Raw genomic sequence first — 14703 nt, forward strand, 5'->3', positions numbered from 1 at the left:
GATTCAATTTTCTGTTTACTTCGAGGTTAGTTTGACGAATTTATCGCAACCTAATAATCAAGATACGTTACCCAATGCCCAACATCATTATGATGCGGCGGATATGGCAGACCAATTAAAGGTGATGCCAACCTTAGAAGCGCGTTTAACTACTATTTTAAACGAAATCAATGCGCTGCGTGATTTTCCGCAAGTTGCGCTATTTAAACAACTGCTAGATACCTTGCGTAACCGTGTAAATGATGCTACGACCGCCAATGAACAGATGGCACTATTCGTTCGACTATTGCGCGGCAATCGTGTGTGGGCAGAAGGGTTTTGTGTGTTTATGCTTACCTTGATTAGTCGTTATCGTCAGGTGTCGCTATACACGGATTTGGGTATCTTGTCAGACGCTGGCTTTACTTCGCAATTTTTTGACTTGGTCGGTGAAAAGCTATTACCCTCTGTACCCGATGACCGCGATTTGATTGGCTTATTTAATGCGTTTTTTGCCACACCACAAACCCGCTACTGGGTGCGCTTAATCCATGAGCGCTGGTGGATTGAACTGATACTTATTCTTAAAGTACCCGCAGGCAAAGAAGCATTGGTGCAAGCGCTTGAAGCCAATGTGCTCAAAGCCATTACTATTTTAACGGCGCGTATCAACGGCATCGGGCTCAATGCCGATTTAATAAAGGCGTTTCCCAATCCGATTGACAACCAAGATACTTTTATTGCCCTAAATCGCGAAGTCGCTGAATTTGTCAGTCAATACCAGCTCAGCATGCAGCCAGGGGATGACCAAGCGATGCCCCAGCCTGAGGTGGATAGCAGTCAAATTTTAGTGTTGACCGACCAAGCGCGCACTATGATGCAAAACATCCGTCGCCGTATACATCGAACGGGTATTACTGTGCGTACCACCAATATGTTGGTGCGTCTTGAGCAAAGCTTGCAGCGTCTTGAATTGTTGGTGTCACTGCTATCTGACAACGATCATATCAAGAAAAAAACCATCATAGAGCTTATTAATACGTTGTATGAAGATTCATACCACCGCAGTAGTTTTAGATATTTATTTGGCATCAATACCGCGCTCTTGTCGCGCCGTGTGACTGAGACTGCCAGTAAGGTCGGCGAGCATTATATCAGTACCGATAAAGCGGGCTATCGCCGTATGTATAAAAAAGCAGCATTGGGTGGTCTACTCATCGGCTTTATGGCAACCCTTAAAATCCTAGGGAAATCCTTACCGCTGGCACCCTTTGGCGTGGCTTTTTTAAACAGTATGATTTACGGTCTTGGCTTTGTGGCGATTCATATCATTGGCGGCACAGTGGCAACCAAACAGCCTGCCATGACGGCTGCCGCGATTGCTTCAACCATCTCAGAGGTAAAAGGACGCAAAGCGGCACGGTTTACCAAATTGACAGAATTGGTCGTTGATATCATGCGCACCCAGTTTATTGCCATTATGGGTAATATTTCAATTGCAATGCCCATTGCGCTACTGATTTCGTCCCTGTGGTTGTATGGGTTGGGTCATCCGTTAACATCGACAGCTACCGCCGAGCACTTGCTGCATGATCTCAACCCGTTTACCTCGCTTGCTATCTTTCATGCCGCGATTGCTGGGGTGTATTTGTATATTTCAGGATTGATTGCAGGCTATTACGATAATCTTGCGGTACACAACAAAATTGGCGAGCGTATTCGCAACCAGCCTACCCTCAAACAGATGATGACACCTGTAACGTTATTGCGTTTTAGTGATTTTATCGAGCGCAATCTGGGTGCGATTATGAGCAACTTTTTATTCGGTTGCTTTTTGGGTAGTACGGCGACAATTGGCTATATTTTTGGCTTACCGATCGATATTCGCCACATTGCCTTTGCATCTGCCAACTTTATTCATGGGATTTTTAATATTTATGCCAACACGGGCGAGTTTCCAGAAATCGGTATTATTTTGGTCAGTCTATTTGGTGTGATGGTCATCGGTATGATTAACTTGATGGTTAGTTTTTCACTCGCCTTAATGACCGCCCTACGCGCGCGTGATGTGAAAGTCTTTGAGTGGAAATTCTTATTTGAATTGGTCGCCTCGCATTTGATGACCCAACCCTCTGACTTTTTCATCCCGCGTAAACAGCCGATGAAGTATGCGCTCATCGATAGCGATGGTAATATTATCTATGATGATAAACCGATTGCAAACGATGGTAAAAATAATAAAGGGCATAAAACTACCCTGACATCACAGCCAGAAGAACATCCGCATGCTACTACGCCCCATATCGACAATATCAGTCATACGGAAAAATTGACCGATGAAGAAATTGCAGAGAAAAAACAGGCAATTAAAGAAAAAGTGGTGCAAAAGGCGGTCGATAATATCACCCCAAATGACACGGCAAGCAAGCTACCCAAATAATTGATGAAACACTGAACACGATAGAAATATGATGACTTTTTCGGAAACTACAATGAACCAGCCTGCAACTTCAATGAGTCCGACTCAATTGGCTCATCGGTTAAATGAGCTATTAAAAATTAATGAATTCCAAGATTATTGCCCCAATGGCCTGCAAGTGGATGGTGGACAGCCGATACAGCACATCCTCACCGGTGTCACAGCCTCTGAGGCATTGATTGAACAAGCGATTGCGCACAATGCCCAAGCGATTTTGGTGCATCATGGCTATTTTTGGAAAGGTGAACCTGCGCCATTAATTGGCATGAAAGGCAAGCGTATTCGTTTGTTGATGCAACACGGCATTTCCTTACTGGCTTATCATTTACCGTTAGATGCCCATCCCCAATTGGGCAATAACGCCCAATTAGCGCGAGCGTTGGGCTGGAGTGATTTGTCGCCGCTATACCCTGACGAAAAACACCCGATTGGTAATATCGTGGATTTAGCAGCGCCGATGCCGATTGCAGCTCTCACCAACAAACTATCGTCTACCTTAAGCCGTCCGCCCCTACATTTATCCGGGGGTAATCAAGTCATTTCGCGAATCGGTCTGTGTACGGGTGGCGCACAGGATATGATTGAGCAAGCGGCACAAATGGGTTGTCAAGCCTATATCTCCGGTGAAGTATCAGAGCGAACCACTCACGTAGCGCGTGAGTTGGGTATTGATTATTTTGCCTGTGGACATCATGCCACTGAGCGAGGTGGCGTGCTCGCATTGGGGGATTATGTCAAAGAAAATCTTGCCTTAGCCGTTGGTTTTGTCGATATCGATAATCCCGTGTAAAATTGGGCAGTTTATTGAGTAATTATTACCCGTTAGTTGCATTTTAGCGGGTTTTTTACGCTTTTTATCATAAATTTGCCTTTCGTTACGTTCAAAAACATGACGCGTAACTTTAATTTCACTACAATACCCCCATTGTTTTATATAACTAACTGTATTGCCATGCAGTAAATATTGTTATTGTTTATTTATTTTATGCGTGCCGTACGTTACCCTACGTTAAATTCTTTAGGTAAGTTCTTGGGCTTATTAAACAATTTTTAATTTGCCAGTACTTACAAAAATTTTAACCCTTTTTCGGGTTGTACTTGATTATTATTTATTTCGATAGTTCTCTACGATGGATAGGGATTTATCACCGTCCTAGGTATAAGAGGAGCCAACCTGTTTGGCTCTTTTTTTAGCGTTAAGTTAATAACGACCTATTTTGGATGGAAGCTTTTTTGGCTAGATTTAGGATAGAGTTAGATAGTTAGAAGCCATGTACTTATGTGGCTTGGCTGACTGGTGCTTATTTTGACTAGTGCTAGGTTTAACTGGTGCTTAGTTTGACGGGTACTAGGTTTAACTATCGACTCGGTTCTTAGTTTCATAAAATGTTTTCATTTGGCATAGTTGTTTTTTATTAATTTAACGTATCTAACGTATGTGCACAGTGGAGTGACACATGCCGCTAAACTCATCATTTGAGTATTGTGATGATTTGGCTTTGACCTATCCTGCGTCGATTTCGATGTCGGTCAAAGCATTTTTAAGCCCTTTAACTTTATACCCGTTTCAACATCCTTTATTACGCTTTAGTAAATACGCGACCCAATTTAAACGCTTGCAATTCTTCCCTATTCAATTCAAACCTTGTTTGGGTGGGGAGATGTCGCCAAAAATTGCCCAGTCTCGTGTGCCAGCGGTACCTAGCCATGTTCAAGATTTGGCGCAACTGGCTAATCCGTCTGCTAGTCTCATTGATCGCTTTATCAAGCCGCTAAAATGGTTGAGCGCCAGTAAAAAGCTGGCAGCTGTGATGGGGATTGGTTTGCCCTTAGCTTATGTTGCCACTCAGATGGGCGTTACTGAAAAAGTCGCTAATACCAATGCTAATACCCTTGCCTCACCTACTAGCGTGGTTGCGGCACCGAAAATGGCGACTTTTGATAGTATCCTATCTCAAAAGCAGCTGCGTATTGCCACCGTCAATGGTAATACCACCTATTTTGCTCAAGATGGTTTTGAGCACGGCTTTGGCTATGATGTCATGCGCCATTATGCCAAGCGATTGGATGTTACCATAAGCACCCGAGTGTTTGCCAATGATGCGGACGCGATGGCGGCTGTCAAAACAGGCAAAGCCGATGTCGCCTTGACCAATGGGTCGGATTACCAAAACACCACTGCGTTATCATCGCTGAGTCTAAGCTGTGACAAAGATTATTTATCACAGCAGGGTCTCAACGAACATGTTGCTATACAGCTAAACCCCAATGATGTCAAACTCAACGACGATGTAAAAAACTTCCTGTGTAGCGGTCAATCGCTCACCCGTAACCAACATTTAGCCGCGTTTTATAGTCAAACACCATTGGCAGAGCCGTTCAATCAACAACATTTTGCCGATACCATGACACGCGTGTTGCCTATCTATGAGCCATCTTTTAAGCAGACAGCAAACAAATACCGTCTTGATTGGGAACTGCTTGTAGCAATGGGGTACCAAGAATCGCATCTGGATGCAGAAGCCACTTCACCAACGGGTGTACGCGGTATCATGATGTTGACCAATGCCACTGCCGATGCGATGGGCGTTGAAAATCGGACTGACCCGACCCAGAGCATCCAAGGGGGCGCTAAGTATCTCAGTCAGCTGCAACATGAATTTGCCCAAGTGCCAACATCGGATCGAGTATGGTTTACCCTAGCGGCATACAATATGGGTCCACAAGCGATTAAAGATATCCAGCAGATTTTGCAAAAGCGCGGTGTTGATGGCAACAATTGGGCAGCCGTGTATCAATATTTAAAAGTCAATAGTCAAAGCAATAGCCGTTACGTGCAGTGCTTAGATTACGTCACCCATATCCGCAGTTATTTGGAGGCGTTAAAATTAGACAAAGTCAATCATCGTCAATTGACTTGATGAGTGTGGGTATAAAAAACTACACATTTTCAAAAAAGAATGGTTTAATGCCATTCTTTTTTTTATGCTATCACTTTGTGGTTTTTTAAAAATTACTGACTTTATTGTTAACATTATTAACCTAAGGATAGCACGTGACCCAGCCCCACACTCAATCAAGCAATCAGCCTATTTATGCCACCCCATACCGTATTTATTTGGAAGATACCGATGCAGGCGGGATTGTATATCACGCCAATCATTTAAAGCTGTTTGAGCGTTGTCGCCGCGATTGGTTACGTGAATTGGGGATGACCAGTTATTTTTATCAATCGCATTCAGCCGAGGCTGTGAGGCATGACGTTACTCACCATAGCGATAGTGGCAAACCTGATATCCAATTTGTAGTGAGCCAAGCCAACATCCGCTATGTGCGTCCGATTCTGCTTGATAGCGAAGTCACCGTTGTGATTGAGACGGCAGACTGCAAATCTGCGTCATTACAGCTTGAGCAGCGAATTTATGATAGCCACCAGCAGCTGTTAAGCCAAGCTGAGATAAGTATTGTATGCGTGGCTACCCATAAAGATGAAAATGGGCAAACCCAAGTTCGCCCTACCCGTTTGCCCAAAGAATTTGTACAGCTGCTGCAGCCCGCTCGGTAACTTTTGGTTATTTTGCTTTACAAAGAAAGGTTATTTTGCTTTACAAGTTTGACAGATAACCTGCTCATCTTCTAGGCGGTATGCCATCATACTGCCGCCCCACACACACCCTGCATCGGTGGCTCTGGCATTCGCCAAATCCACTTTGGCTTTTAGCGCCGCCCAGTGACCAAATAAAATTTTACGTTCGCGCGGCACTTGCCATTCAAACCACGGACGAAACCCCTCTGGCATTTTATCATCGAGACTGGATTTAAAGCTAAACTCTAGCGTGCCGTCCATTTGACACAGGCGCATACGGGTAAAATAATTGCAAATCGCTCGCATACGCGCGTAGCCTGTCAGCATATTTGACCAAGGAACAGCGGTATCACTATACAGGTTTGGCAGCAGTCTATCAAGTTGCCATAAGCTACTTTGTAATTGAGTTTGCAATTCTGACGCATGCATGGCTGCTTGAGTAATACTCCAGTTTGGCGGGATGCCTGCATGCACCATCACGGTTTTATCATTGGGATAAACAAGCAGCGGCTGATGACGAAGCCAGTTGAGTAATTCATCACAATCTGGGGCGTCAAAAATCGCTTGGGTTCTATCCTTTTTTTTGATCTTTATGACACCACGCCATACCGCGATTAAGTTAATATCATGATTGCCCAACACCATTTCGGCAGCACCTGCTTCACAAAGACGTTTTACCAGACGCAGCGCGCTCAGCGAGTCTTCACCGCGTGCCACGATATCGCCGACAAACCATAATTTATCTTGCTGTTCATCAAACCCAATTTGCTTGAGCAGTGCCTGCAAATCGGCATAACAGCCTTGAATATCGCCAATGACAAATTGATGTCGAAAACCCATAACACCTCATACATCTTCAAAGTAAAATTTTAAACAGCTACAAAAAAATTAACCATTTGCTGCGATACCGTTTGCCGCGATGCCATTAGACAAGGTCACAAAATCTTGTACTGATAACGTTTCGGGACGCGCCAGTGGATTGAGTCCCCATGCCACAAGCTGGTGTTCTGTGACCGCAGGCAAAATCGGCGACTTTTTAAAAATCGCGCGCAGTGTTTTACGGCGATGATTAAATGCCTCACGCACCACAAGGGCAAACAGCTTTTCATCGTCAGCCACAATCGGTTTTTGTTGATAAGGTCTGAGTCGAAATACCGCACTCGTCACTTTGGGTGGGGGGTTGAATGCCCCATTTGGCACCGTCAGTAAATAATCGGCTTCACAATAATACTGCATCATGACGGATAAGCGACCATATTCTCGGCTATCTACATCTGCGGTGATGCGATCAACCACTTCTTTTTGTAGCATAAAATGCATGTCTTCAATGACATCGGCAAAACTTAATAAATGAAACAATAACGGCGTAGAAATATTGTATGGCAAGTTACCGACAATGCGCATTTTCTTGTCAGGCGCAGCATTAGGGTTATCGCCAATGATTTGCTTGAACAGCGCACGGTAATCCACTTCCATGGCGTTGGCTTTGACAATGGTTAAGCCCTCATTGCTATTGGCGCCAATACGAATGCGCAAGCTGTCTGCCAAATCGGTATCAAGCTCGACAACGGTCAAGCGATTGACTTCCTTGAGTAGCGGCTCAGTAATCGCGCCCATGCCTGGACCAATTTCAACCATCAAATCATCGCGACCTGCATGAATACTGTCAATAATTCTCCCAATAATCACTTGATCATGTAAGAAATTTTGCCCAAAACGTTTTCTAGGCTGATGCGATAAAAAAGCAGAGACCGTCACTCAAAACATTCCTATAAAAATGAAATAATTATCAATGTTGTGCAGTACACGATAACATTCACCGTCATCAGACACAAATCATTATCAAACTGGTCATTATAGCATAGCTTGACGCTACATTATGACAATTTCATGACAACTCGAGACTATCGCAACGGTATAGCACTAGCATGGCAACAGCATGACAACAATCTGCCCAATCGCTAAGTTTGAGTTTTTGTAGTTTATGACATGCTACAAATTTTTGATGCGTCAATCGCCTGTCGAATTCTGATGACTAAGTTGTTATAATGCAACCAATTTAACTAACCCTTTATTTAGTGAGCATTGTATGGGCTTTAATTGTGGTATCGTCGGACTGCCAAATGTTGGTAAATCAACCCTGTTTAACGCATTGACCAAAGCTGGGATTGCGGCAGAAAACTTCCCGTTTTGTACCAAAGATCCCAATACTGGGATTGTGCCTGTACCCGACCCACGTCTCAAACAACTTGCCGATATCGTCAAACCTGAGCGCGTTGTGCCCACCTCAATGGAGTTTGTGGATATCGCAGGTCTAGTGGCAGGCGCATCCAAAGGCGAAGGCATGGGTAATCAGTTCTTAGCCAATATCCGTGAAACCGATGCGATTGCCCATGTGGTACGCTGCTTTGATGATGACAACGTGATTCACGTCGATGGACGCGTCAACCCATTATCTGATATCGAAACCATCAACACCGAACTTGCCTTAGCTGACCTTGAAGCCGTCAGCCGTGCGATTATCAATGTGGGTAAAAAAGCCAAAGGCGGTGATAAAGACGCCAAAGCCATGCTGGATGTGTTTAACAAAATTGAGCCATTTTTAGCCGATGGTAAACCTGCGCGCATGGCAAATCTGGATGAGGATGAGAAAAAACTCATCCGCAGCTATGGTTTAATTACCCTAAAACCGACCATGTACATTGCCAACGTGAGCGAGGATGGCTTTGACAACAATCCTTATCTTGACCAAGTACGGGAATTTGCGGCAAAAGATGATGCGTTGGTGGTCGCGCTATGCAACCAAATCGAATCAGAAATCGCCCAGCTGGATGACGATGAAAAACAAGAGTTTTTAGAAAGTATGGGTATGACTGAGGCAGGGCTTGATCGGGTGATTCGCGCAGGTTATGAGCTGCTTAATATGCAAACGTATTTTACCGCAGGGGTCAAAGAAGTACGCGCTTGGACGGTCAAAGTGGGTGCCACCGCACCAGAAGCAGCAGGCGTGATTCATACCGACTTTGAGCGTGGTTTTATCCGTGCCGAAGTGATTGCGTTTGATGATTTTATTGAATATAACGGTGAAAAAGGCGCGGCAGCGGCCGGTAAATCTCGCCTTGAAGGTAAAACCTACATCGTGCAAGATGGCGATGTCATGCACTTTAGATTTAATGTCTGATTGTGCACTCATGGCTTGATTGACATAATATGATTGATATAAATAGGCAATTTTAGTTGCCTATTTTTTGCAAGTTTATTTTTTAAAAATGCTTGACTTGTATTGCAAGTCACTATCTTAATCCCTATAATATGCGTTCGTAATTTTGAGAGCCCTCGTTTCCCAGACACTCACTCTCAACTATTAACTCAAAAAGGTTTTTAAACATGAAAACTATCAGTGCTAAACCACATGAAGTGACACACGATTGGTACATCGTCGACGCTGAAGGTAAAACATTAGGTCGCTTGGCGAGCGAAATCGCATCACGCTTACGTGGCAAGCATAAGCCTTCTTACACCCCTCACGTTGACACAGGCGATTATATCGTTGTGATTAATGCTGAGAAAGTTGCTGTGACTGGTAAAAAAGCGCAAGACAAAAAATACTACCGTCACACCGGTTACCCAGGTGGTATCAGAGAGACTAACTTTACCAAACTTATCGCACACAAACCTGCTGACGTACTTAACAAAGCGGTTAAAGGTATGTTGCCAAAAGGCCCATTGGGCTATGCGATGATTAAAAAGTTAAAAGTTTACTCAGGTACTGAGCATCCTCATACTGCTCAACAACCTCAAGTATTAGATATCTAAGGAGTAACACATGGAACGCAATTACGGTACAGGTCGTCGTAAAACTTCAACAGCTCGTGTGTTCTTATCTGCGGGTACAGGTAACATCGTCGTCAATGGTAAGCCACTTGATCAATACTTTGGTCGTGAAACATCAGTAATGGTTGTTCGTCAACCTTTAGAATTACTGGATGCCGCTAGCAAATATGATATTTATGTGACTGTAAAAGGTGGCGGTATCAATGGTCAAGCAGGCGCGATTCGCCACGGTATTACCCGTGCATTGATCGAGTCAGACGAAACTTTAAAACCAGCGCTTAAAGAAGCGGGCTTTGTGACTCGTGACGCGCGTGAAGTTGAACGTAAAAAATTGGGCTTACGTAAAGCACGTAAACGTCCCCAATTCTCAAAACGTTAATATTTTTCGTGGTCGAAATTCTCGTATCGACCGCGTTTTTTGGCGTTTACAAAAAAGACTCTTGTTTACTGCAAGGGTCTTTTTTATTTACCTTAGGTAATTTATTTTATTGCAAAAATAGCATAAAATAGCAAAATTAGCGTAATTTAGGCACAGCTAAGGTGGCAATTCTGTAACAACTGATTTACAATAGCCACAAACCCAGTGTGGGAATATGGTTACCCACTTCATTAATCTGGAGGAGTTCTTAATGAGCCATGCCGAAGGCGTCGACGTTAAGCGTCGAAGAGTTTTAATCGCATCCACTGCCGCTATGGGCGCAGTCGGTGTCGCTGCTATTGCTACGCCGTTTGTGCGTTCATGGTATCCAAGTGCAAAAGCAGAAGCTGCGGGCGCACCTGTTAGCCAAGACCTAAGCAAACTCGAAGCAGGACAAATGATTGTTATCAAATATCGTGGTAAACCAATTTATCTTGTCAAACGTACCAAAGAGATGATGGATAATTTATCAAAAGTAGAATCATCACTTGCCGATCCAAAATCAGAAGGTTCATTACAACCTGACTACTGCAAAAATAATAGCCGCTCAAAAGACAATAGTGAAGTTCTAGTGTGTGAAGGGGTTTGTACTCACTTAGGTTGTGCACCAGGTTATCGTCCTGATGTCGGCGCAGCAGATTTGGGTGGCAGCAGCTGGGTTGGCGGATTTTTATGCCCCTGTCACGGCTCAAAGTATGACTTAGCTGGACGTGTTTTTAAGGGTCAACCTGCGCCTCGTAATTTGCCAGTTCCTGAGTATAGCATCAGCGGTACTATCTTAACGGTGGGGGCATAATATGAGTGCAAAGAAATTTATGCATTGGGTGGATGCGCGCTTTCCAGCGACAGAAACTTATGAATACCATATGTCAAAGTATTACGCACCAAAGAATTTCAACTTTTGGTACTTCTTTGGCGTATTATCAATGGTGGTATTGGTCAATCAGTTAGTGACGGGTATTTGGCTAACCATGATGTTCAACCCAAGTGCAGAAGGCGCATTTGCTTCTGTAGAATATATTATGCGTGATGTACAAGGTGGTTGGTTAATCCGTTATATGCACTCAACCGGTGCTTCGGCATTCTTCGTGGTCGTGTATCTGCATATGTTCCGTGGCTTGTTATATGGTTCATACCAAAAACCCCGTGAACTTGTTTGGCTCATCGGTATGGGTATCTATCTGTGCTTAATGGCAGAAGGTTTCTTCGGTTACTTATTACCTTGGGGTAATATGTCTTTCTGGGGTGCGCAGGTTATTTTAAACTTACCAGCCGCGATTCCATTTATTGGTGATGCATTAGGAGAATGGGTAAAAGGTGACTATATCATCTCAGGTATTACCCTAAACCGTTTCTTCGCCTTGCACGTTGTTGCGATTCCTTTGATTTTAGTGGGTCTGGTATTTGTTCACTTGGTAGCATTGCATCATGTTGGTTCTAATAACCCAGATGGTATCGATATCAAAAAACTTAAAGATAAAAATGGTGTACCTCTTGATGGTGTGGCTTTCCACCCATACTACACCGTACATGATATGATTGGTATCGTGGTATTCTTTATCGTTTTCTTTACCGTGGTATTCTTCTTCCCAGAAGGCGGCGGTTTCTTCCTTGAGCCACCAAACTTTGAAGCAGCAAACCCACTTAAGACACCTGCTCACATTGCCCCTGTTTGGTACTATACGCCTTTTTATGCGATGTTACGTGCAACTCCATCTATGTTTGGTTCAGCCCTGCCGGGTGTTATTGTGATGGCAGCATCAATTGCTATTTTATTTGTATTGCCTTGGTTAGACAAATCGCCTGTGCGTTCAATGCGTTATAAAGGTATGTTGTCAAAAATTGCACTTGCTATCTTTGTTGTTAGTTTCTTGATCTTAGGCTACTTAGGGGTAATTCCATCAAGTGATACCGCAACGATTGTGGCACGTATTTGTACTATTTTGTATTTCTTGTTTTTCTTGCTAATGCCAATCTATACATCGATTGAAACTTGCAAACAGCCACCTGAACGTGTAACTGGAGGTCACTAATGAAAGCGGTTAAAAAATTAGTTGCTGGATTGGGTTTGACAGTTGCATTAGGTTTGGGCGCGACAGCCGCACAAGCCAGCGAAGGCGGCTGTGGCACTTACAAAACAGTTGATGGTAAAGAAGCGCATTTGGCGTGTGAAACCGCCCCTGTAGATTTGACCAATAAAGCGTCAATTCAACGTGGTGCGTCATTATTCATGAGTTACTGTGCAGGCTGTCACTCAGCACAGTATGTTCGCTACTCAAAAATGTACAAAGACTTGGACATTCCAAAAGAATTGGTGGAAAAATACTTGATGCTGACCACTGACCAAGTCGGTGACCACATCAATGCAGGCGTGGACCCAGAGCTTCAAAAGGCTTGGTTTGGTGCACAGCCACCTGACTTGTCACTTGAAACCCGTCTACGTGGTAATGATTGGGTTTATACTTACTTGTTAGCCTTCTATGAAGATCCAAGTCGTCCTTGGGGTGCCAACAATATCGTACTGCCGAATGTTGCCATGCCGTTCGTCCTTCATGATATGCAAATGAATACCTCAAAAGAAGAATATCGTCGTAATATTGGTGATATCGTCAACTTTATGGCGTGGATGGCAGAGCCGCAAGCGCACCAACGTAAAGTATATGGGTTTTGGGTCATCTTATTCTTACTTGCGTTATTAATTCCAGTGTACTTACTCAATAAAGAATTTTGGAAAGACGTTAAATAAGGGTTGATACAAAAAAAGGTAGCTTAGGCTGCCTTTTTTTATGCGCATTTATTGCTTGGTTGCTACGATAACTTTCACAGTTATTGCTAATTCAGTCATTTTAAGCTAGGCTTATCCTTTACGCTGATACAGCTTATTATTTTTAATTATGTTGACCCCTACTTCGAACACCCCGTTGATTTATGCCGATGATGGCTACCTAAGTCACCAATTAAGACTGGTTTTACTTGAGAAAAAAATAGAATTTAGCGAGACAAACATTCGTGATGATGAGAATTTTGCGGAAGATTTACCTGATATCAATCCTTACAACACGCTGCCGGTATTCATTCATCGCGAATTGATTTTATATAATAATCGCATTATTTTTGAATACCTTGAAGAGCGCTATCATCAGAACAAACTGCTACCTGAAAATCCGATTGAAAAGGCACAATACCGTCAATTATGGTGGCGCATTGAGAAAGACTGGGTTAAATTAGCAGATACGCTATTGACCGATAAGGATACCTTAGATGTCAATCAAGCAAAGATTGCAAGAAAGCAACTGACTGAATCACTGGTTACCATAGCGCCGCTGTTTGCCCATAAAGCTTTTTTTCTTTCAGATACCATGGGTGTATGTGATTGCATTTTGTCATCGATTTTATATCGCTTAAAACCCATGGGTATTGAATTGCCGCTGCACCTGTGCCGTCCGTTGTATCAATATATGGAGCGGATGTTTAATCGCCCAACCTTTAAAACTAGTTTAAAATAGTAATCATTAAAATAAGAGAATCACCATGGAAAACGACTTTCAACTCACCCCGACTCGCCCTTATATGGTACGCGCTATTTTTGAATGGCTTGAAGACAATAACCTGACCCCACATATCATGGTCGATACGACACAGCCCAATGTCACGGTGCCTATCGAATACGTGCAAGATGGTCGTATCGTACTTAATATCGCTAGCCGCGCTACAGGTAATTTAGTTATTAATAATGATTTTATTAATTTTCATGCGCGATTTGGCGGTGTTTCGCAAGAATTATGGGTACCGATGCAAGCGGTGATGGGAATTTATGCCAGAGAAAATTCACAAGGCATGTTCTTTGACCCAACCGAATACGATAATGCCCCGCAATCTGAAATCAACGCCAGTCAACCAGCGGAGTCCACCGAAGCACAACGTCCAAAACGTGAGAACAAAGCAGGGTTAAAAATCTTGGATTAGTGCATTGTCACTGGCAATATGGGTTTAATTTTGTTAAAATAATCAATTACTTTTTTAGTTTTGAATAGGATAAGCATAGTCATGGCACGTGTCACTGTAGAAGATTGTCTAGAAAATATCCAAAACCGTTTTGATTTGATTCTTGTTGCCAGTAAACGTGCGCGCCAAATCGCACGCGGTGTATCAGAACCTATGGTTGAGCGTGAAAATGATAAACCAACCGTACTTGCCCTACGCGAAATCGCTGATGGACTGGTGACTAAAGAAATCTTAAACCAACCTGAGCGCGAATTGCCTAACAAATTTCACCATGTTGATTTGAGCATTTCAAGTGGTCATGGATTCTAACGCTAGCTTAAGCTACTGTTAATAGTTAGCGACTATTATTTTATAAAGAGTCACCTTTTTTAGGTGACTTTTTAGTTGAATTAAACGTGGAAT

15 protein-coding genes are annotated in these 14703 nt (G+C 43.3%); 13 read left to right on the plus strand and 2 right to left on the minus strand.

The window, feature by feature from the left end; translation table 11 throughout:
- Positions 1-31: 31 nt before the first annotated feature.
- The 4 genes from RT143_RS05495 to RT143_RS05510 all read left to right on the plus strand — a co-directional run bounded on the left by RT143_RS05495 (position 32) and on the right by RT143_RS05510 (position 6023).
- A complete protein-coding gene (locus RT143_RS05495) occupies positions 32-2419 on the plus strand; it encodes a site-specific recombinase (protein ID WP_313091705.1) in 2388 nt (795 codons plus the stop codon).
- 52 nt (positions 2420-2471) lie between these two features.
- A complete protein-coding gene (locus tag RT143_RS05500; protein WP_409519691.1) occupies positions 2472-3248 on the plus strand; it encodes a Nif3-like dinuclear metal center hexameric protein in 777 nt (258 codons plus the stop codon).
- A gap of 667 nt (positions 3249-3915) precedes the next feature.
- Positions 3916-5379 (plus strand): transglycosylase SLT domain-containing protein, encoded by a 1464-nt coding sequence (locus RT143_RS05505; protein WP_313091707.1) that lies wholly within the window; start codon positions 3916-3918, stop codon positions 5377-5379.
- A gap of 134 nt (positions 5380-5513) precedes the next feature.
- Complete coding sequence (locus tag RT143_RS05510) at positions 5514-6023, plus strand: thioesterase family protein (RefSeq protein ID WP_313091708.1); 510 nt, start codon at positions 5514-5516, stop codon at positions 6021-6023.
- Positions 6024-6053: 30 nt separating this feature from the next.
- Here the strand turns inward: RT143_RS05510 and RT143_RS05515 are convergent, their stop codons facing one another.
- Positions 6054-6884, minus strand: coding sequence for a symmetrical bis(5'-nucleosyl)-tetraphosphatase (locus RT143_RS05515; RefSeq protein ID WP_313091710.1), 831 nt, complete (start codon positions 6882-6884; stop codon positions 6054-6056).
- 48 nt (positions 6885-6932) lie between these two features.
- Entirely contained in the window at positions 6933-7802 is an 870-nt protein-coding gene (rsmA, locus tag RT143_RS05520) for a 16S rRNA (adenine(1518)-N(6)/adenine(1519)-N(6))-dimethyltransferase RsmA (RefSeq protein ID WP_313091712.1), read from the minus strand.
- A gap of 331 nt (positions 7803-8133) precedes the next feature.
- Here rsmA and ychF point away from each other — a divergent pair, with 331 nt between their 5' ends.
- The 9 genes from ychF (at position 8134) to rpoZ (ending at position 14610) form a co-directional block, all read left to right on the plus strand.
- Complete coding sequence (ychF, locus tag RT143_RS05525; RefSeq protein ID WP_060994771.1) at positions 8134-9225, plus strand: redox-regulated ATPase YchF; 1092 nt, start codon at positions 8134-8136, stop codon at positions 9223-9225.
- 206 nt (positions 9226-9431) lie between these two features.
- A complete protein-coding gene (gene rplM / locus RT143_RS05530; RefSeq protein WP_007116509.1) occupies positions 9432-9860 on the plus strand; it encodes a 50S ribosomal protein L13 in 429 nt (142 codons plus the stop codon).
- Between the two features lie 10 nt (positions 9861-9870).
- Positions 9871-10257 (plus strand): 30S ribosomal protein S9, encoded by a 387-nt coding sequence (gene rpsI, locus RT143_RS05535; protein ID WP_007116510.1) that lies wholly within the window; start codon positions 9871-9873, stop codon positions 10255-10257.
- A gap of 250 nt (positions 10258-10507) precedes the next feature.
- Positions 10508-11092, plus strand: coding sequence for a ubiquinol-cytochrome c reductase iron-sulfur subunit (petA, locus tag RT143_RS05540; RefSeq protein WP_007116512.1), 585 nt, complete (start codon positions 10508-10510; stop codon positions 11090-11092).
- Positions 11093-11111: 19 nt separating this feature from the next.
- Positions 11112-12329, plus strand: coding sequence for a cytochrome b (locus RT143_RS05545; RefSeq protein WP_313091735.1), 1218 nt, complete (start codon positions 11112-11114; stop codon positions 12327-12329).
- Positions 12329-13042 carry a cytochrome c1 gene (locus RT143_RS05550; RefSeq protein ID WP_007116514.1) on the plus strand — a complete coding sequence of 238 codons (714 nt, stop codon included), beginning with the start codon at positions 12329-12331 and terminating at the stop codon, positions 13040-13042. Before RT143_RS05545 ends, RT143_RS05550 begins: the two co-directional genes overlap by 1 nt.
- Before the next feature lie 148 nt (positions 13043-13190).
- Positions 13191-13802 carry a glutathione S-transferase N-terminal domain-containing protein gene (locus tag RT143_RS05555; RefSeq protein WP_313091714.1) on the plus strand — a complete coding sequence of 204 codons (612 nt, stop codon included), beginning with the start codon at positions 13191-13193 and terminating at the stop codon, positions 13800-13802.
- Between the two features lie 25 nt (positions 13803-13827).
- On the plus strand, positions 13828-14262 hold the full coding sequence (locus RT143_RS05560) for a ClpXP protease specificity-enhancing factor (protein ID WP_313091715.1): 435 nt from the start codon (positions 13828-13830) through the stop codon (positions 14260-14262).
- A gap of 81 nt (positions 14263-14343) precedes the next feature.
- A complete protein-coding gene (rpoZ, locus tag RT143_RS05565) occupies positions 14344-14610 on the plus strand; it encodes a DNA-directed RNA polymerase subunit omega (RefSeq protein WP_313091716.1) in 267 nt (88 codons plus the stop codon).
- Positions 14611-14703 lie beyond the last annotated feature (93 nt).

It is taken from the genome of Moraxella sp. CTOTU48268 (assembly GCF_032069585.1).
In the GTDB taxonomy this organism is placed as follows: Bacteria; Pseudomonadota; Gammaproteobacteria; order Pseudomonadales; family Moraxellaceae; genus Faucicola; species Faucicola cinerea.

Excerpts from the sequence above, each read along its gene's own strand:
- RT143_RS05500 (WP_409519691.1), top strand. The coding sequence starts at position 2,472 with ATGAACCAGCCTGCAACTTCAATGAGTCCGACTCAATTGGCTCATCGG.
- RT143_RS05505 (WP_313091707.1), top strand. The coding sequence starts at position 3,916 with ATGCCGCTAAACTCATCATTTGAGTATTGTGATGATTTGGCTTTGACC.
- RT143_RS05515 (WP_313091710.1), bottom strand. The coding sequence starts at position 6,884 with ATGGGTTTTCGACATCAATTTGTCATTGGCGATATTCAAGGCTGTTAT.
- ychF (WP_060994771.1), top strand. The coding sequence starts at position 8,134 with ATGGGCTTTAATTGTGGTATCGTCGGACTGCCAAATGTTGGTAAATCA.
- rplM (WP_007116509.1), top strand. The coding sequence starts at position 9,432 with ATGAAAACTATCAGTGCTAAACCACATGAAGTGACACACGATTGGTAC.
- rpsI (WP_007116510.1), top strand. The coding sequence starts at position 9,871 with ATGGAACGCAATTACGGTACAGGTCGTCGTAAAACTTCAACAGCTCGT.
- petA (WP_007116512.1), top strand. The coding sequence starts at position 10,508 with ATGAGCCATGCCGAAGGCGTCGACGTTAAGCGTCGAAGAGTTTTAATC.
- RT143_RS05545 (WP_313091735.1), top strand. The coding sequence starts at position 11,112 with ATGCATTGGGTGGATGCGCGCTTTCCAGCGACAGAAACTTATGAATAC.
- RT143_RS05550 (WP_007116514.1), top strand. The coding sequence starts at position 12,329 with ATGAAAGCGGTTAAAAAATTAGTTGCTGGATTGGGTTTGACAGTTGCA.
- RT143_RS05555 (WP_313091714.1), top strand. The coding sequence starts at position 13,191 with ATGTTGACCCCTACTTCGAACACCCCGTTGATTTATGCCGATGATGGC.
- RT143_RS05560 (WP_313091715.1), top strand. The coding sequence starts at position 13,828 with ATGGAAAACGACTTTCAACTCACCCCGACTCGCCCTTATATGGTACGC.
- rpoZ (WP_313091716.1), top strand. The coding sequence starts at position 14,344 with ATGGCACGTGTCACTGTAGAAGATTGTCTAGAAAATATCCAAAACCGT.